The sequence below is a fragment of the Streptomyces sp. DS1-CR2 genome (assembly GCF_055760475.1).
On record NZ_CM147085.1, the window covers coordinates 3,123,064 to 3,140,013 of the forward strand.

14 protein-coding genes and 1 pseudogene are annotated in these 16,950 nt (G+C 74.1%); 12 read left to right on the top strand and 3 right to left on the bottom strand.

Going from position 1 to position 16,950, the window contains the following annotated elements:
- Window positions 1-115: 115 nt before the first annotated feature.
- Window positions 116-304: pseudogene (locus ACY0PA_RS15520) on the top strand (RNA polymerase subunit sigma-24); the annotation flags it as partial.
- Window positions 305-311: 7 nt separating this feature from the next.
- Here ACY0PA_RS15520 and ACY0PA_RS15525 read toward each other — a convergent pair.
- Together ACY0PA_RS15525 and ACY0PA_RS15530 are read right to left on the bottom strand one after the other, a co-directional pair.
- The gene (locus ACY0PA_RS15525) at window positions 312-1,613 is read right to left on the bottom strand and encodes a PucR-like N-terminal domain-containing protein (RefSeq protein WP_473085182.1); all 1,302 of its coding nucleotides are present in this window, start codon (window positions 1,611-1,613) and stop codon (window positions 312-314) included.
- A gap of 2 nt (window positions 1,614-1,615) precedes the next feature.
- On the bottom strand, window positions 1,616-1,768 hold the full coding sequence (locus tag ACY0PA_RS15530; protein ID WP_473085183.1) for a hypothetical protein: 153 nt from the start codon (window positions 1,766-1,768) through the stop codon (window positions 1,616-1,618).
- 189 nt (window positions 1,769-1,957) lie between these two features.
- On the opposite strand from ACY0PA_RS15530, the gene pgfA reads away from it, so the two are divergent.
- The 9 genes from pgfA (at window position 1,958) to ACY0PA_RS15575 (ending at window position 13,079) form a co-directional block, all read left to right on the top strand.
- Window positions 1,958-2,968 carry a cell envelope lipid trafficking protein PgfA gene (gene pgfA, locus ACY0PA_RS15535; RefSeq protein ID WP_473085184.1) on the top strand — a complete coding sequence of 337 codons (1,011 nt, stop codon included), beginning with the start codon at window positions 1,958-1,960 and terminating at the stop codon, window positions 2,966-2,968.
- Between the two features lie 294 nt (window positions 2,969-3,262).
- Window positions 3,263-4,414: a glycosyltransferase family 4 protein gene (locus ACY0PA_RS15540; RefSeq protein ID WP_473085185.1), complete on the top strand. Its 1,152-nt coding sequence runs from the start codon at window positions 3,263-3,265 to the stop codon at window positions 4,412-4,414.
- On the top strand, window positions 4,411-5,160 hold the full coding sequence (locus tag ACY0PA_RS15545; protein ID WP_100591892.1) for a class I SAM-dependent methyltransferase: 750 nt from the start codon (window positions 4,411-4,413) through the stop codon (window positions 5,158-5,160). The genes ACY0PA_RS15540 and ACY0PA_RS15545 overlap by 4 nt, the downstream gene beginning before the upstream one ends.
- Entirely contained in the window at window positions 5,157-9,263 is a 4,107-nt protein-coding gene (locus tag ACY0PA_RS15550) for an alpha-(1->3)-arabinofuranosyltransferase (RefSeq protein WP_473085186.1), read from the top strand. Before ACY0PA_RS15545 ends, ACY0PA_RS15550 begins: the two co-directional genes overlap by 4 nt.
- Window positions 9,260-10,558, top strand: coding sequence for a condensation protein (locus ACY0PA_RS15555; RefSeq protein WP_473085187.1), 1,299 nt, complete (start codon window positions 9,260-9,262; stop codon window positions 10,556-10,558). The genes ACY0PA_RS15550 and ACY0PA_RS15555 overlap by 4 nt, the downstream gene beginning before the upstream one ends.
- A complete protein-coding gene (locus tag ACY0PA_RS15560; RefSeq protein WP_473085188.1) occupies window positions 10,555-11,286 on the top strand; it encodes a class I SAM-dependent methyltransferase in 732 nt (243 codons plus the stop codon). Before ACY0PA_RS15555 ends, ACY0PA_RS15560 begins: the two co-directional genes overlap by 4 nt.
- A gap of 14 nt (window positions 11,287-11,300) precedes the next feature.
- Window positions 11,301-12,230, top strand: a complete 930-nt coding sequence (locus ACY0PA_RS15565; RefSeq protein WP_473086329.1) for a hypothetical protein — start codon at window positions 11,301-11,303, stop codon at window positions 12,228-12,230.
- Window positions 12,217-12,447: a Trm112 family protein gene (locus ACY0PA_RS15570; RefSeq protein WP_116502239.1), complete on the top strand. Its 231-nt coding sequence runs from the start codon at window positions 12,217-12,219 to the stop codon at window positions 12,445-12,447. The genes ACY0PA_RS15565 and ACY0PA_RS15570 overlap by 14 nt, the downstream gene beginning before the upstream one ends.
- Before the next feature lie 23 nt (window positions 12,448-12,470).
- Window positions 12,471-13,079 (top strand): hypothetical protein, encoded by a 609-nt coding sequence (locus tag ACY0PA_RS15575; protein ID WP_473085189.1) that lies wholly within the window; start codon window positions 12,471-12,473, stop codon window positions 13,077-13,079.
- Between the two features lie 83 nt (window positions 13,080-13,162).
- On the opposite strand, the gene ACY0PA_RS15580 is transcribed toward ACY0PA_RS15575, so the two are convergent.
- Window positions 13,163-13,873 (bottom strand): FadR/GntR family transcriptional regulator, encoded by a 711-nt coding sequence (locus tag ACY0PA_RS15580; protein ID WP_473085190.1) that lies wholly within the window; start codon window positions 13,871-13,873, stop codon window positions 13,163-13,165.
- 168 nt (window positions 13,874-14,041) lie between these two features.
- Here ACY0PA_RS15580 and ACY0PA_RS15585 point away from each other — a divergent pair, with 168 nt between their 5' ends.
- Window positions 14,042-15,490, top strand: coding sequence for an acyl-CoA synthetase (locus ACY0PA_RS15585; protein ID WP_473085191.1), 1,449 nt, complete (start codon window positions 14,042-14,044; stop codon window positions 15,488-15,490).
- Complete coding sequence (locus tag ACY0PA_RS15590; RefSeq protein WP_473085192.1) at window positions 15,483-16,835, top strand: carboxyl transferase domain-containing protein; 1,353 nt, start codon at window positions 15,483-15,485, stop codon at window positions 16,833-16,835. Before ACY0PA_RS15585 ends, ACY0PA_RS15590 begins: the two co-directional genes overlap by 8 nt.
- Window positions 16,836-16,950 lie beyond the last annotated feature (115 nt).

The window sequence follows — 16,950 nt, forward strand, 5'->3', positions numbered from 1 at the left end:
GCCCGGGGGCGACCCCGCGCACCGGTCCGCGGCTCTGTGACGGCGCTCACACGCCCCGTACGCGTGTCACAGCCGAGAGGGCCTGATCGTCTCAGGGGGTCTTAGGGGGATGACGGACGGGGTGCGGGGCGCCATCCCGCGCGACCGGGACGGCAGGGTCCTCAGCACCGTCACGCTCGACGTGCAGATCCAGATTTTCCGCTTGGTCATCAACCCCGACAAGCTCGGGCACCTGGGCCCGGTGTCGGACCCATGGGCGGTCGACCGCGAGGTGCGGCAGGCCCGCCGACGCCCGAAGGACTGACGGCCGGTCACGGTCCGCCGGGCAGATCCCTCAACCGACGTGCCCGCAACACCAGTTCCAGCTCGAAGCGGCGGTCCGGGTCGTCGATCTCGTCGCCCCACAGCTCACGGATCTGGCGCAGCCGGTAGCGGACGGTCTGTGGGTGGACGCCGAGGCGGGCGGCCACCTCGGGGGCGCCGCCGCGTGTCTCCAGCCAGGCGAGGAGGGTGTCGGCCATGCGGCGGGCGTGGGTGGGGCCGCAGTGGGCGAGGGGTGCGAGCGCGCGGCGCGACAGGTCGTCGATGAGCTCCTCGGGCTGGAGGAGCACGAGGGCCTGGGTGTGTTCGGTGCAGTGGAGCACCTCGCCCGCCGGGAGCAGCCCGCGCTCCACGAGCCGGACCGCGGCCTCGGCCCAGCGCAGGGACTTCGCCGCGTCCGACAGCGGCACGGGCGGGCCGATAGCGCCCGACCAGCCGGCCATGGCGCGGCGCAGGAGTTCGGGGCGGCCCGCCGCGTCGGGGTCGGGCACGACCATGCGGGGCTGCTCGGTCTCCATGTCGAGGAGCACGCCCTGCCCGACGGCGGGTGCGACCGCCTCGCGCGCGGGGCGCAGGAGCACTCCGACGGAGACCCGGCCGGGCAGGGGCCAGCCGATCCGGGAGGCCCGTTCGGCGAGGGCCCGCGCGGGGTCGGGCGGAGCGGCGGCGCCGCGTTCGGGGTGGCCGGGGTGGTCGGGGTGTTCGGTCTGCTCGGTGAGGAGCAGGTCGATGAGTTTGCGCTGGAGGCGCAGGCGTTCGCCGGCCTGCCGGGCGGCGGCCTCGGCGTAGCCGCGTACGGACTGGTCGACGAGTCCGTCGAGGTACTCGAATCCCGACTCGGCGAGTTCGTACATGGCGGGCGGCGGGATGAGGGCCCGCTGGCCGAGTTCGGCGAGGCGGCGCCAGGCCAGGCGGACGCCGAGGCGGTACATGGCCTGGAGGGAGTCGAGGCTGCGGCCGTGCAGGCTCTGGCCGCGGCCGAACTCCTGGAAGACGGCCGGGTGGGAGCGCGGCCGGTCCTCCGCGTCGGCGAGCTGGAGCTGCACGAAGCCCTCGATGGCTCTGCGGATGCCGACGAGCGCCATGGGCTCGCCGGACTCGTCGAGCACGAGGGGTAAGTGGGGGTATTCGCGGCGGATCTCCCGCAGGATGTCCTCCGCGAGGGCGGGCGCCTCGGCCATGGCGAGCCCGGCGAACCGTTTCACCTGGAGCCGGGGCACATCGCGCCAGGCCGAGCGCTCGGGCCGCACGGCGCTGTGGGTCGCGGGTCCGACGGACGGAACGGGGGGCACCCTCAATGCTCCCGGCCGGCCGTCTCGTACGTCACGAGCGGCACGTTCGGCTGGTCCGGGGTGGCGTTCAGGAGGGCGACGACGCCCAGACAGGCGCCGAGGGCGAGCACGGCGCCTGCCGCGACGGTCAGGGCGGCGGCGAGCAGTCGGTTCATCGCAGGGTCAGCCTCTCGTTCGGAGGTCGAATCCCCACCCTTTGCGCGATCTTCTGCCGGGGCCCCGTTCCGGCAAGTGCCCAGTGTCCGCAATGCATTGACACTCCGTCAAGGGTGCGCCTACGGTTCCCGGCCCAAAGCCGCGTTGCGCCCGCACCAGACCTCCCTCCCCCACCCCAGGAGTGCCGGATGCGTCGTACAGCTTCACCTTTCTCCCTGCTCACACTGGGTCTCGGCGCGTTCCTCCTCGCCCTGGCCCCGCTGCTCGCGTGGTACGTCGAGCCGCGCGCCGAACGCACCCCCGTCGACGTCGACACGACGACCGTGTTCACCGGAACCGGAAGCTATTTCGACACCGGCGCGGTGAAGACCGTGCACGGCAAGCGGATCACCGTCACGCGCCAGGTGCGCGGCGATGTGGCCGCGTCCGAGAAGAGCGGCCGGGCGGTGTGGGACGTGTCCACGTCCGTCGACACCGACGCGTCGCTGCCCGCGGCCGACCCGCACGACGCGCTCCAGTGGACCCTGGAGCGCTGGGTCACCGACCGCAGGACCAACGCACCCGTGCACTGCTGCGGCGAGCAGCCGTCCTTCGAGGGTGAGGCCTACCTCAAGTTCCCCTTCGACGTACACAAGCGCGCCTACCGCTGGTGGGACAACACGCTCGGCGCGACGGTCACGCTCTCCTACCGGGGCACGAAGAAGGTCCAGGGCTACGAGGGCTACCGCTTCACCGGCACCGTCCCGGCCACGAAGACCGGTTCGCGCCTGGTGCCCGGGACGATCGTGGGACAGCCGAAGCGGAATCAGGTCCTGGCCGAGGAGTGGTACGCGAACCACGGCATCGAGCTGGTCGTGGACCAGAAGACGGGCCGGATCGTCTACGCGGCGATCGGCCCGCGCAAGACGCTGCGCGCCCCCGGTTCGGCGAGGGACGCGGTGGTGCTTCTGGACAGCGAACGCATCGCGTTCACCCCGGCCACGCAGCGCCGGCAGGTCGCTCTCGCTGACGACGACAGCGGCCGGCTCCACCTCCTCGGCACGACGCTCCCGCTCACGGCCGGCGCGGCCGGCCTGGTGCTCGCGGCACTGGGTGCCGTGTTCGTCGTGCGGGGCAGGGGTGAGCGGGGCGGTACGGGCGGGAGGGGGCCGTCGAATCCCGATTCGTCCCCAACAGTGCTGGAACCCTCCACGATGTGATGTGACGTCAGCTCCGGAAAGCTGAGAATTTGTCACCTCGGTGAGTAGCCGCATCGAACAGCTCGGCGAAAACTGTCCCACCCCACCCCCCGCACAGTTCAGGCACGGCCCCCGCACAGCCCCGGCACAGCTCCCCCGTAACCGCCACCCCGGCACCCCGTTCCGCAGCCTGAGCCAGCCCCGTCAGGCATCCCCAACGGCATCCGTAAAAAAGGCATCCGTACAGGCATTCCTGAAACGCACCGCGCAAGTCCCCCCACACAGTTCCGCACCCCGAGACGAGTTGGAGCACCCATGCCCCAGCACGTGCCCACCCCCCTGCGCACGCCCCACCCCGGCGACGCGCGTCCCCACCCGGCGCTTCCCCCACCGCCGCGCCGGATCGTCTTCCTCGCCCACCGCGACCTCGGCAATCCGGCCGCGGGCGGCTCCGAACTCCTCGTCGACCGGCTGGCCGACGGGCTGACCCGTCTGGGACACGAGGTGACGCTCCTGTGCGGCGGACCCGCCGCGTTCCGCGACTACCGCGTCGTGTCGGCGGGCGGCGACCTCGGCCACTATCTGCGGGCGCGCTCCGCCTTCGCCCGCCAGGTCGGCGACTGCGACCTGCTCGTGGAAGTGTGCAACGGCATGCCGTACCTGGCACCGCTGTGGCACCGCGGCCCGACGCTGCGCCTGGTCAACCACGTCCACACCGATCTGTGGCGCATGCGCTTCGGCGGGCCTCTCGCGCCGGCCGCGCGGCTCGGGCGGAGACTGGAGCACTGGGCGCTGTCCGGCGCCGAGCGCCGCGGTCTGCTGGTGGCCGTCTCGCCGTCGACGGCGGCTGCGCTGCGGGCGCTCGGCGTCGAGCGGGAGCGCATCCGCGTCGTCCACAACGGCGTCGAGGAGCCGGGTCCGCGCGCGGACCGCTCCCGTGAGCCGCTCTTCCTCGCGATGGGCCGGCTCGTCGAGTACAAGCGGATCGATCTGCTGCTGCGGCTGTGGGAGCGGGTGCGGCCGGTCACCGGCGGCCGGCTCCTGATCGTCGGCGACGGGCCCGAGCGGGAACAGCTCGAACAACTCGCGGGCCCCGGCGTCGAGTTCAGAGGCCATGTCTCGGAGGCCGAGAAGAACCGGCTCCTGGGCGAGGCATGGCTGCTGCTGCACCCCTCCGCCGTGGAGGGCTGGGGCCTGGTCGTCACGGAGGCCGCCGCGCGCGGGACCCCGGCGATCGGCTTCGACGTGCCGGGCCTGCGCGACTCCGTGGAGGACGGCGTCACGGGTCTCCTCGCGCGCGGCGAGTCGTCGTTCGCGGCGGCCTGGTGCGCGCTGGCCCTGTCGGGACAGCGGCGGAGGCTGATGGGCAAGGCCGCTGAGGAACGTGCCGCGACCTTCCGCTGGGCGCACACGGTGCGGCAGTTCAGAGCCGTGGCCGCCGAGGCGGTGAGGAGCCCCGCGCCATGACGCACTCGACACGGACGTCCCCGCCCGACCCGTCACTGCGCCGCTCACTCGCCCTGTTCCGCGCGTTCCTGCGCGAACAGCAGGACCCCGAGGCCTGCTACTCCCTGCTGGCCCGCGACGCCGCCGACCAGGTCGAGGCGGTCTGCGGCGACGTACGCGGAAAAGTCGTCGTCGATGTGGGCGGCGGGTCCGGCTACTTCACGCGGGAGTTCCGGCGGCGCGGCGCGCACGGCTTCCTCTTCGAGCCCGACGCAAGGGAGCTGGGCGAGCGGCCCTCCGCTCCCGCAGTCGTCGCGGACGGCTATCTGCTGCCGCTCGCGGAGGGCGCGGCCGACGTCACGTTCTCCTCGAACGTCCTGGAGCACGTGGACGACCCGCAGACATTTCTCAGCGAGCTGGTCCGCGTGACGCGGCCCGGCGGAATCGTCTATCTCTCGTTCACCAACTGGCTGTCCCCGTGGGGCGGTCACGAGTGGGCGCCCTGGCACTACCTGGGCGCCGACCGGGCCGGCGCCCGCTATCAGCGGCGCACGGGCAGGCCGCCCAAGCACACGCTCGGCGAGAACCTCTTCGCGCATCACATCGGCCCGACGCTGCGCCAGGTCAGGGCCCGTGACGACATCACCGTCGTCTCCGCGCGCTCCCGCTACTGGCCGTTCCTCGCGGCGACCGTCGCGAAGGTGCCGGGGGTGCGCGAGTTCGCCACCTGGAACCTCCTCCTCATCCTCCGGCGGTGTTCTCCATGACGAGCACGGTCCAGGCGCCGCCCCCGGCAGCGGCCCGCCCCGCCCACTCCCGGCCGGGACACGGGCGGGGGCCGCGCTCGCGGCGCTGGCTGCTCGCCTTCTGGGCCACGGTGTTCGTGCTGTTCGTGGCGGTGTCGCCCGGGCGCATGACGTTCGACACGAAGCTGGGCGTCGCGCTCGACCCGTGGAAGTTCCTCACGGACCTGGGCGACCTGTGGCACGACCGGGCGGGCTTCGGCGGGATCTTCGACCAGTACGTGGGCTACTCGTTCCCGATGCTGCCCTACTACGGGCTCGCGCGCCTGACGCATCTGCCGGTGTGGCTGGCCGAGCGGCTGTGGCTGTCGATCATCGTGACCGTCGCGTTCTGGGGTGCCCTGCGCCTCGCGGAGCGCCTGCGGATCGGCAGCCCGCGCACCCGGCTGCTCGGCGCGGTGGCGTACGCGCTGTGGCCGGCGTTCACGATCGTCGTCGGCTCGACGTCGGCCGCCGCCCTGCCGGGCGCGTTCCTTCCGTGGGTACTGCTGCCGCTCACGAACGACCGCACGAGCGCACGCCTCGCGGCGACGCGCTCGGCACTCCTCATCCCGTTCATGGGCGGGGTGAACGCGGCGGCCACGCTCGCCTCCCTCCTCCCGGTGGGCCTCTATCTCCTCTCCCGCCCGGCGGGCCCGCGCCGCCGCAAGCTGATCGCGTGGTGGACCCCGTCGGTGATCCTCGCGACGGCCTGGTGGATCCTGCCGCTGCTCCTCCTGGGCATCTACGGCGAGAACTTCCTTCCGTACGTGGAGACTTCGCAGACCACGACGGGCACCATGTCGGCCGCCGAGTCCCTGCGCGGCGCCGGGAACTGGGTGGCGTATCTGCACTTCGGCGAGGCCTGGCTGCCGGCCGGATGGACGGTCGCGACGGCGGCCGTGACCGTCGTCGGCTCGGCGCTCGCGGCGGCCTTCGGGCTCGCGGGGCTCGCCCGCCGCGATCTGCCGGAACGCCGCTGGCTCGTCCTGACGGTCCTCACGGTCGCGCTGATCACGCTCGCGGGCTACGGCGGCGCGCTCGGCGCACCCTTCCACTCCACGGTGCAGTCCTGGCTGAACGGCGGCCTGGTCCCGTTCCGCAACATCTACAAGTTCCAGACCGGCCTGGGGCTCGCCCTCGCCTTCGGGCTGATGCATGTGACGGCGGTCGCGGCCGAGCCGCGCGGCGCCCGCCCCCTGCGCCACCGCCGGTACGCGCCCCTCGTGGCGGCGGTGCTGATCCTGCCGGGACTCGCCTGGCCCTACCTCAACGGCTCGATCCTGCAACCGGGTTCGTTCCGCTCCCTGCCCGCGTACTGGGACACGACCGCGCACTGGCTGAAGAAGAACTCGCCCGACTCGCGCGCCCTCGTCGTGCCCGCCACCGCGCACGGCATCTACACCTGGGGCTCCCCCATCGACCAGCCCCTCGACGTCCTCGCCGACTCGCGCTGGGCGCAGCGCGACTACGTCCCGTTCGGCACACCCGGCAACCGCCGCGCCCTCGACGCCGTCGAGCAGGCCCTGACCACCGGAGGCGAAGTCCCGGGCCTCCAGGACTACTTGAGCAGGGCGGGCCTGCACTACGTCGTCGTACGGGGCGACCTCGACCCCGACCAGCTGGGCTACGTACCGACCGCGACCGTCAAGCGCACTCTGGAGCAGTCCGGGTACCGGCGCGTCACCGGGTTCGGGCCCGTCACGACCGGCGGGCGCATCGCCGAGGGCACCCCGCTCCAGGTCGAGGGGCTCTATCCGCGCCGGCGCGCGGTGGAGATCTACGCGCCCGGCTCCGCGCGGCGCCCCGGGCAGGCCGCCCTGCTGCCGGTCTCCGGCACGGCTGAGGTCAGCGGCGGTCCCGAGGCGCTCCTGCCGCTGTCCGCCGACCCCGGGATGCGCGGCCGGCCCACCGTCCTGGCCGGCGACAACCACCCGGGCATCGGCACGCCCGCGCTGCGCACGGCCGGTGACGGCCTCCGCCGCGCGGACACCCGCTTCGGTCTGGTCGGCTCCAACACCTCGTACACGTACACGCCGACCGAGCGGAACTCCCCGGGCAGCACGCAGGACCCGGGGGCGAAGCCGCGGCAGATCCTGCCGGGCGGGGGGATCCGCCATCAGACGACCGCCGTGCTGCGCGGCGCCGCGCAGGTCACGGCGTCGTCGAGCGGGAACTGGCTGTTCCACCTGCCGCAGTACGACCCGGTGAACGCGTTCGACGGGGACCCGGACACGGCGTGGGCGGAGGGCACACCGGGCACGCCCGACGGGCAGTGGCTGCGGATCGCGTTCTCCTCGAAGACACCCGTGCCCGGCACACTTCATGTGACTCCCCTGCCTGCGGAGGGAGTCCGGGCCGCACCGACCCGGATCCGCGTACGGACGGAAACCGGCTCGGCCACCTCGGCCCTTCAGGCGAACGGCAGACGCCAGACCGTCAAGGCGCCTGAGGGAAACAGCAGTTGGCTGCGGATCACGATCCTGGACGCGCAGGCCGGGCACACGGGGCTCGCGGGCGCGGGCTTCTCCGACGTCGGCATCCCCGGCGTCCAGGTGACCCGGCTGCTGCGGCTGCCCCAGGACTCCGCGGACGCACAGCAGTTCAGCTTCCACGCGACCACCGAGGAGCCGGAACTCGGGCGCCGGTTCACGACCGCCGAAGGCGGCACGTACACCCTCAAGGCGAGCGCGCGGCCCGCTCCGGGCGACGCGTTCGACAAGCTCCTCTACGACGTGGCGCCCGATCAGCGCCGCCGCATCACGGCCACCGCGGACTCCACGTCCGCGCTCGGCGGCGATCTGTCGCCGCGCAATCTCACGGACGGCGACCTGACCACGGCGTGGATCGCGGGCGACCGGCCCACCATCCATCTGCGCTGGCCGGACAAGCAGCCGGTGGGAGAAGTCGTACTCGCCGCCGCCGGTGGCCTCTCCACCCGCCCCGAGAAGATCGAGATCAGCTCTCCGGACGGGGCGGCGGTGGCGGGCGTCGACGAGAACGGCGCGGCCCGCTTCGACCCGATCACCACGGACCGACTGGACATCACCGTCACCGCGACGGCGCCCCTCACCGTTCACAACCCGGTGGCGGACGCCGATCTGCAACTGCCGGTGGGGCTGACGGAGGCGTACCTCCCGGCGCTCGACCAGTACCGCACCCCGCAGCCGTCCCCGACCCGCACGTTCAGCCTGTCCTGCGGCAAGGGACCCGTGGTCACCGTCGACGGGACGCGGTACGCGACGCGCGCGCAGGGATCGGTCAGGGACCTGGTGGAGCGCCGCCCGATCACCGTCACCCTGTGCGGGAAAGCCCCCGCATCGCTCGGACTCCCGGCCGGCACCCACACCCTGGAGACACCGCAGAACAAGAGCCCCCTCCGTCTCACCGACGCCACCCTCACCCGCACCGACGCACCCTCCACCACCCCGCGCGCCGACCGCGATCTGCGTGTCCGCGACTGGCTCGGCGACCGCAAGGAGGTGACCGTCGGCTCCGGCCCCGCCACCTATCTGACGACGTACGAGAACGTGAACGACGGCTGGAAGGCGACCCTCGACGGCAAGGAGCTGACGCCATTGCGCCTGGACGGCTGGCAGCAGGGCTTCCTCGTCCCCCAGGGCGCAGGCGGCACCGTAAAGCTGAGGTACGAGCCGGCGCGGACGTACGAGGCCGGGCTGTTCGGCGGGGCCGCGGGCGTGCTCGCGCTGGCCGGGATCGCCCTGTTCCGGCGGCGCGCCGCGTCTGCAGAGGTGACGCCGCCCGCCCCGCCGCCCGGGCTGCTGCTCGGCACGGTGGCGCTCACCCTCGTCGGCGCGGTGATCGCGGGCCCGCTCGCGCTGCTCGTCCCGGCGCTCGCGCTCGTGGCGTGGCGGCGGCACGCGCTCCTCGTCCCGATCGCGTTCCTGGCGATGGCGGGCGCGGGGGTCGCCGCCGCGGTGGGGGCCGGGGAGCCGTCCCGGTCGTCCGCGGGCGCGTTCGGCCCGGTGGCCCAACTCCTCGCGCTGGTCGCCCTGTTCGCGGCGCTGGCGACCACCCGCAGGCCGCCGGGCAGCGCGGCCGGCCCGTCGCAGGAAGGCGAAGCATGAGCGTTCCGGCCCCGCCCGCGCCGCGGCGCGTCCCGTTCCCCGTGGTCGACGAGGTCGCCCGGCACTGTCTCCAGGACGAGGAGCCGGAGACCGTCCACATCGAGGTCCACCTGCCGGGCGCTCCGGACCCCGCACGCCTGAAGGCCGCGTTCGCCGAGGCGCTGCGCCGCCATCCGCGCATCCTGATGCGGGAGGCGGCGGGCCCCTGGTACCGGCGGCGCTACGAGTGGGAGCTGACCCGTGGCCCCGATGTGGACGTGGTCGCCTTCCCGCCGCCGGGGCCGGACGCGCTCAAGGACGCGAGGACGCGGGCGTTGACGCACGCCCCGCCGCTGACCGCGTCGCCGCCGGTCCGTCTGGAGGTCGTGCGGGAGCGGGAGGACGGCGCCGCGGTCCTCTTCCTCACCATCAACCACACCGCGCTGGACGGCCCGGCCTGTCTGCGCGTTCTCGCGACGGCGGCCGAGATCTACGGGGGTCACGACGACGCCCCCGGCGCGCCGTCGCCCCACAGGGCGCCGCCCGGGGCGCCGGGGCCCGCCCTGCGCGGGCCCTCGCCGTGGGCCCCGCCCGCCCGCGTCGCCCCCGGCACCCCCGACCCCTCACCGGCCCTCTCGCCCGGCAACGGCCTCCTCGTCGCGGACCTGCCCGTGCCGCACCGGCCCGCCGGCGCTCCGTACACCGTCAACGACCAGCTCATGGCCGCCACCGCCCTGATGATCACGCACTGGAACAGGGAGCGCGGCGCGCGCCCGCGCCCCCTGCGCATCACGATGCCGGTGGACGACCGGCCCCGGGGCGCGGACATGCCGATCGGCAACGGCACCCGGCTCGTCGAAGTCACCTTCGAACCACAGGAGTTGGCACCTACGGGCATCCCGCTCCTGCTGCACCGCACCTCGGTCCGCACCCGCGCGCTCAAGGCCCTCGACCGGCCCCAGCTCGGCCACGGCGCCGCCCTCCTCACCGCTCCGCTCGCCCCGGTCGCCTGGCGTGCCGCGATCACCCGCGGGCTGCGCAGGGCCGCCGCACCCTGGACGTCGACCACGCTGCTCAGCAACATCGGCCGCGTCCCCTACCCGCTCGACTTCGGCGACGCGGGCCGCGCCCACGCCGTCTGGTTCTCGGCGCCCGCGCGCATGCCACGCGGCCTGACCGTGACGACCGCGTCCACGGCGGGCCGGCTGCACCTCGCGCTGCGCTGGTCGCGCGCCCTGCTCGGACCGGGCGACGGCGACCGGCTGCGGGACCTGTTCGAGCACTACCTGCACGCGACGCAGGAGGCGACGCCATGACCACCACGTCCGCCCCGCCGGGGCTGCGGGACTTCTACGAGGACCCGGCGACCCCGGTCGCCTCCGGCGAACAGCGCTCCCACCGCCAGGCCCGCGCGCTCGCCACCGCCCTCGGCAGGCCCGCGCCCTTCCCCGCCACGGTCGTCGACATCGGCTGCGGCGACGGACAGGCCGCGGCCACCGCGGCGCCACTCCTCGCGGGCCACCGCATCGTCGGCGTCGACTGGTCGCAGGACGCCCTCAAGCGGGCCAGAGCCCGGATCCCGGACGTGGTGCGCGGTGAACTCACCGCGAGCGGGCTGCCGTTCGCGTCGGGATCCGCCGACGCCGTCCTGTTCAGCGAGGTGATCGAGCACCTCGTCGACCCCGATGCCGCGCTCGACGAGATCCGCCGGATCCTGCGCCCCGGCGGCCATCTCATGCTGTCCACGCCGAACCTCGCCGCCTGGTACAACCGCGCCCTGCTCCTCGCCGGTGTGCAGCCCGTCTTCTCCGAGGTCAGTCTGCGCGCGGTGCACGGCCGCCCGGGCAGCGAGGTCGTGGGCCACCTGCGGCTGTACACGGCCCGCGCGCTGCGCTCGTTCGTGGCCGCTGCGGGCTTCGACGTCGTACGGGTCACGGGCGCGCCCTTCCACGGGGTCCCACGCCCGCTGCGTCCCCTGGACCGGCTCGCCTGCGCGGCCCCTTCCCTCTCGTCGATCCTCCTGCTGCACGCCAGGAAGACGTGAGCGGGATGACCGCCATGTGGTGGGGCGTCGGCGCGGCGCTCCTCGCGAACGTCCTCTACAGCACCGGGTTCGTCCTGGAGAAGCGGGCGCTCGCCGCGCTGCCGCAGATCAGCGTGCGCCGCCCGGCCCACCTGGTGCGCCTCGTCGCCGGCAGTCCCCTGTGGCTCGGCGGCTCGCTGGCCCTGGCCGCCGGGTTCGGGGCACAGCTCGCCGTCTACAGAACGCTTCCCATCGCCGCCGCGCAGGCCATCTTCGTCTCCGGCCTCGTCCTCCTGCTGCTCCTGTCCTCGGCGCTCCTCGGGGAGCGGACGACGGGCCGGGAGCGGTACGCGATCGGGGCGATCCTCACCGCACTCCTCATGGTCGTACTGTCCCTGCGCCAGGGCAGCGACACGGTCAGCAAGGGCGCGCCCGCCGCGCTGATCCTCGGGGTGTGCGTGCCGACGCTCGCGGCGGGGCTCCTCCTGTACGGCCTCGCCGAGCGCAGGACGCGCCACCGGCACCGCCTCCCGACGACCGGCGTCTCCTACGGGGTCGCGATGGGCCTGCTCTACGGCGTGAGCTCACTGGCCATCAAGGGGCTGGCCGGGTATCTGACCACGGACCGGCTCGGCGCTGCCGCGCTGCACCTGCTGACCTCGCCCTACCCCTATCTCCTGCTGTGCACGGGCGGGTTCGGGCTCGTCATGTCGCAGGCGGCGCTCCAGCGGTGCCGCGCCTCGCTGATCGTGCCGGTGTGCTCGACGGTGACGTGCCTGTTCACGGCCGTGCTCGGCACGTTCGCGTTCGGCGAGTCCCTGCCGCGCGAACCGGTGGCGCTCGCGCTGCGCCTGACCGGCACGCTCCTCGCCGTGTCCGTACTGCTCCTCATGCCGAAGCACGACGACCCGCCGCCCCGAACACCCTCGCCCGCCAAGGAGTTGGCCCGCCGTGAAGCCCGATGACCCGCTGCTGAGGATCCTGGCCTGCCCGCTCGACAAGGGCCCGCTGCACCTCCTCCCGCCCGAGGAGGACGCCCTCCTGCCGGGCGAGGCGCTCTACAACCCCCGGCTGCGGCGCCGCTACCCGATCGTCGACGGCATCCCCCAGCTCCTGCCCTCGTCGGGCGAGCAGGTCCCGGAGGACGAGCACGAGCGGCTGCTCGACCGGATGTCGCCCTGACGGCGCGGCCGCCGTGCGCGACCATGGACCGTATGTCAGCGCGACGCACGCCCGCCCCCACCGGCGAGCCCTTCACGGTCACCGACTTCCAGCTGGTCCTGCTGCGCCGCATGGCGGACCACAACCCGGACCTTGTGGAAGAAGCCCGCCGGGAACTCGGCGCGACGGTGGCGCAGATGCGGGAGGCGAACCGCCGCTACCAGGCCAGGCACCATGTGAGAGGCCCGCTCACCACACGGTCCATGTACCGCTCGCTCCTCGGCGCCCCCGAGCACACCGTCACCCGGCACATCGGCGACCTGACGTGCGAGGCCCTGCAATGGAGCGTGCCGCTCTGGCCCGGTCTGCTCTTCGAGGCGCTGGCCGGCCCGAACGGCGCGGTGTGGAACGAGTGGCTGGTGCGGGCCCCCGGCGCACCCGCGCCCGCGCTCCGCACCCTCGACGACCTCGTGCCCTGGTCCTGCACCGTGGACGAGGTGTCCGAGGCGTTCCCTCCGGCCCGCCCGCTGGAGGGCTCGGCGCCCACGCGCTGGGGCCTCGCCTTCACGGCGCCGGACACTGAGGGGACGACTCGAGAGGTCAAAGCGGAGTTCACCTACGGACTCCTCCAGCGCTGGACACTCACCGGCTGACGCCGGCTGGTCAGCAACCCTGTTGCGGGAGTCTTTACGGGCGTCTTCACGGGTGTCTTTACGGGGGTCCTTGCCGGGGCCGGCTACTCGCCCTCGTCCGGGTCCCAGTCCAGGAGCCGTACCTTCGCCACCGTCCGTACGTGGCGGCGCATCGCCGCCGCGGCCTGTGCCGGGCGGCCCGTCTCGATCGCTTCGAGGATCGCCCGGTGCTGGGCGAGGGAGCGGGCGGGGCGGCGCGGCTGACGCAGGGACTCGGTGCGTGACTCGGTGACCTGGTCGGCGACGGACCGCATGAACTCGGCGAGGAGCGCGCTGTGGGCGGCCGCGGTGACGGCCGCGTGGAAGAGCCGGTCGCCCTCGACGCCGTGCCCGCCGTCCTCGATGTCGGCCGCCATGCGGTCGAGCGCCGAGCGCAGGGCGGCGAGGTCCTCGTCGGTGCGGCGTTCGGCGGCCAGCTCGGCGAGCTTGGTCTCCAGCGCCTCGCGCGCCTCCAGGACGTCGGGCAGCCTGCGTCTGCGCTCCACCATCCGCTCGACGGGCTCCGCGTCGAGGCTGTCGCGCATGAGGTACGTGCCGCCGCCGTGCCGGGCCTCCACCAGGCCCTGGACCTCCAGGACGGTGATGGCCTGCTTCACGGAGGCGCGGCTCACGCCGAGGCGGGCGGCCAGGTCGCGCTCGGGCGGGAGGCGGTCACCGGCGCGCAGGCCGCCCTCGGCGACGTAGGCGCGCAGCCGGTCGAGGACCTGCTCGTACAGGCGCGGCCTGGCCGTCATCGGCCGCAGTGCGTCGGTCATGGGGCCCTCCTCCCTGGGGTTCCGCAGCGTAACAGCGGGCCGGACAAATGGCCCAGTGGCTGAACCAATCTTCCGGCGCATCCTTGACGTACGGGCGACGCCGCCCCCACATTGGTTCAGCCACTTGGCCACTGCCGTCACTGTCGACCGCCGCTAGGAGCGCCACCCGTGTCCCTGCTCTTCCCCGCCCTGGCCCACGACCCCGACCGCCGCGCCCTGCGCTTCGGCGACCGCTCCCTCACCTACGGGCAGCTGGCCTCGGCGGCCGGAGCCCTGGCCGCGCGCCTCGACGGCGCGAGCCGGGCCGCTGTGTGGGCGACGCCCACCCTGGAGACCGCCGTCGGCGTTGTCGCGGCGCTGCTCGCGGGCGTGCCCGCCGTACCGCTCAACCCGAAGTCGGGCGGCGGCGAGCTGGCGCACATCGTGGCCGACAGCGCCCCGGACGTCGTGCTCGCCGCGCCGGGGACCGAACTCCCGGACGCGCTCGGCGACCTGAGGTTCGTCGGCATCGATGTGGATGCGTCGGGTCCGGCCCGCGAACGGCCCGAGCCGGACGCCTCCGCCCCTGCGTTCGTCGTCTACACCTCCGGCACCACGGGCCCGCCCAAGGGCGCGGTCCTGCCGCGCCGCGCGGTCACCTCGACCCTGGACGCGCTCCAGGACGCCTGGGAGTGGACCGGCGACGACGTCCTCGTACACGGCCTGCCCCTGTTCCATGTGCACGGCCTCATCCTGGGCATCCTCGGCCCGCTGCGCCGCGGCGGATCGGTGCGCCACCTGGGCCGGTTCAGCACGGAGGGCGTGGCGCGCGAGCTCGGCAGCGGGGCGACCATGCTGTTCGGGGTGCCGACGATGTACCACCGCATCGCCGAGGCGCTGCCCGCCGAGCCGGAGCTGGCGAAGGCCCTTTCGGGGGCGCGGCTCCTGGTGTCCGGTTCCGCGGCGCTGCCCGTGCACGACCACGAGCGGATCGCCGCCGCGACGGGCCGCCGCGTCATCGAGCGGTACGGGATGACGGAGACCCTGATGAACACGAGCGTGCGCGCGGACGGCGAGGCGCGGGCGGGCACGGTCGGCGTGCCGCTGCCGGGTGTCTCGGTGCGGCTGGTGGAGGACGACGGCGTCACGGAGATCCCGGCCGGCGACCCCGAGGCGGTCGGCGAGATCCAGGTCAGGGGCCCCAACCTCTTCACGGAGTACCTGAACCGGCCCGACGCGACGGCCGGCGCGTTCGCCGAGGGCGGCTGGTTCCGCACCGGCGACATGGCGGTCCGCGACCCGGACGGCTATGTCCGCATCGTGGGCCGCAAGGCCACCGACCTCATCAAGAGCGGCGGCTACAAGATCGGCGCGGGCGAGATCGAGAACGCGCTGCTCGAGCACCCCGGGGTGAGCGAGGCCGCCGTCACCGGCGAACCCGACGACGACCTCGGCGAGCGCATCGTGGCCTGGATCGTCCCGGCCGACGCCGAACAGCCCCCGTCCGCCGACGAGCTGGCCTCCCATGTCGCCGACCGGCTCGCCCCGCACAAGCGCCCGCGCGTGGTGCGCTACCTGGAGGCACTGCCCCGCAACGACATGGGCAAGATCGTGAAGCGGGCGCTCCCCCGTGGCTGACGCCGTGCGGCTCTCCGCCCGCGAGGCGCTCGCCGCCGTCACCGACCCCGGCACCTTCACCGAACTGCCCGCCCCCGACGGCACGTACGCGCCCGACGGGCCGCTCTCCTGGGAGGGCTACGACGCGGCGCGGGCCCGGGCCACCGCCCGCACCGGCGAGGCCGAGTCCGTGGTGTGCGGGACCGCGTCGGTCGGCGGGACCGAGGCCGTACTGGTCTCCTTCGAGTTCGGCTTCCTCGGGGGCTCGCTCGGCGAGCGCACCGGCGACCGCATAGAGGCCGCGTACGCCTTCGCCCGCGCGCACCGGCTCCCTGTCGTGCCGCTGGTCGCGACGGGCGGCAGCCGGATGCAGGAGGGCATGCGGGCGCTGACCCAACTCCAGCGCGTGGCACGGCAGTCGGCGCTCACGCGGGAGGCCGGGCTTGCGCAGGTGGCGGTCCTGCGCGACCCGACGACGGGCGGCGGCTGGGCGACGCTCGGCGCGGGCGCCGATGTGATCCTGGCGCTCGACTCGGCGCAGGTGGGCTTCGCGGGCTCGCGGGTCAGACCGGCGGACGCGGACCCGGCGGCGTACTCGGCACGCGGCCAGTTCGCCGCAGGCGCGGTCGACGCGGTGGTGCGCCCCGACGACCTGGCGGGGACCCTCGCCGGGTGGCTGCGCCTGCTCACGCGCCCGTCCGACGACCCCGCCCCGGTCCCGTACGCCCTCGGCCACGGCGGCCTGCCCGCCACGGGCCGCGACGCGGTGCGCCGCGCCCGCGCTCCCGAACGCCCCCGCGCCGACGCGTACTTGGACGCGTACTTCACGTCCCGCGTCACGGTCAGCGGCGACCGCTGCGGCGGCACCGACGACGGTGTGCTGTGCGGGTTCGGGGAGAGCGCGCGGGACGGCAGGACGGTCGCGTACGCCGCCCAGCTCGGTACGGCGACACGGCCGGCCGGCTACCGGACGGCGGCGCGACTGGTGCGGCTGGCCGGGCGGCTCGGTGTGCCCGTGCTGACGCTGGTGGACACGCCAGGTGCGGCCAACGACGCGGAGGCGGAGCGGTCGGGGGCGGGCGCCGCCATCGCGGACCTGTTCACGGCGCTCGCCGCGTCGCCGGTCCCGGTCACCACGCTGGTCGTGGGCGAGGGCGGCTCGGGCGGGGCACTCGCCCTGGCAGCACCGGAGAACACCTGGGCGACGCCGGACAGCTACTTCTCCGTGATCGCGCCCGAACTCGCCGCCGCGATCCTCAAGCGCGCCCCGGACGAGACGGACGCGACGGCCGACCAACTCCATCTCAGGCCACAGGATTTGGTGGAGCTGGGCGTGGTGCGCGGGATCGCGGGGGCGGCGTCGTGAGCGGCCCGTCGAGTGACCCCTTGAGCGACCCGCGCGGCCTCACGGAGCAACACCGCCAGGAGAACGCGCCACCATGAAACCTGATCACCGACATCCTCGCCGGCCTCGTCCACTT

Bases quoted from the DNA above. Each gene is read 5' to 3' on its own strand.
- ACY0PA_RS15580 (WP_473085190.1), bottom strand. From the start codon at position 13,873: ATGACCGACGCACTGCGGCCGATGACGGCCAGGCCGCGCCTGTACGAG.
- ACY0PA_RS15555 (WP_473085187.1), top strand. From the start codon at position 9,260: ATGAGCGTTCCGGCCCCGCCCGCGCCGCGGCGCGTCCCGTTCCCCGTG.
- ACY0PA_RS15575 (WP_473085189.1), top strand. From the start codon at position 12,471: ATGGACCGTATGTCAGCGCGACGCACGCCCGCCCCCACCGGCGAGCCC.
- ACY0PA_RS15550 (WP_473085186.1), top strand. From the start codon at position 5,157: ATGACGAGCACGGTCCAGGCGCCGCCCCCGGCAGCGGCCCGCCCCGCC.
- pgfA (WP_473085184.1), top strand. From the start codon at position 1,958: ATGCGTCGTACAGCTTCACCTTTCTCCCTGCTCACACTGGGTCTCGGC.
- ACY0PA_RS15565 (WP_473086329.1), top strand. From the start codon at position 11,301: ATGTGGTGGGGCGTCGGCGCGGCGCTCCTCGCGAACGTCCTCTACAGC.
- ACY0PA_RS15560 (WP_473085188.1), top strand. From the start codon at position 10,555: ATGACCACCACGTCCGCCCCGCCGGGGCTGCGGGACTTCTACGAGGAC.
- ACY0PA_RS15540 (WP_473085185.1), top strand. From the start codon at position 3,263: ATGCCCCAGCACGTGCCCACCCCCCTGCGCACGCCCCACCCCGGCGAC.
- ACY0PA_RS15545 (WP_100591892.1), top strand. From the start codon at position 4,411: ATGACGCACTCGACACGGACGTCCCCGCCCGACCCGTCACTGCGCCGC.
- ACY0PA_RS15530 (WP_473085183.1), bottom strand. From the start codon at position 1,768: ATGAACCGACTGCTCGCCGCCGCCCTGACCGTCGCGGCAGGCGCCGTG.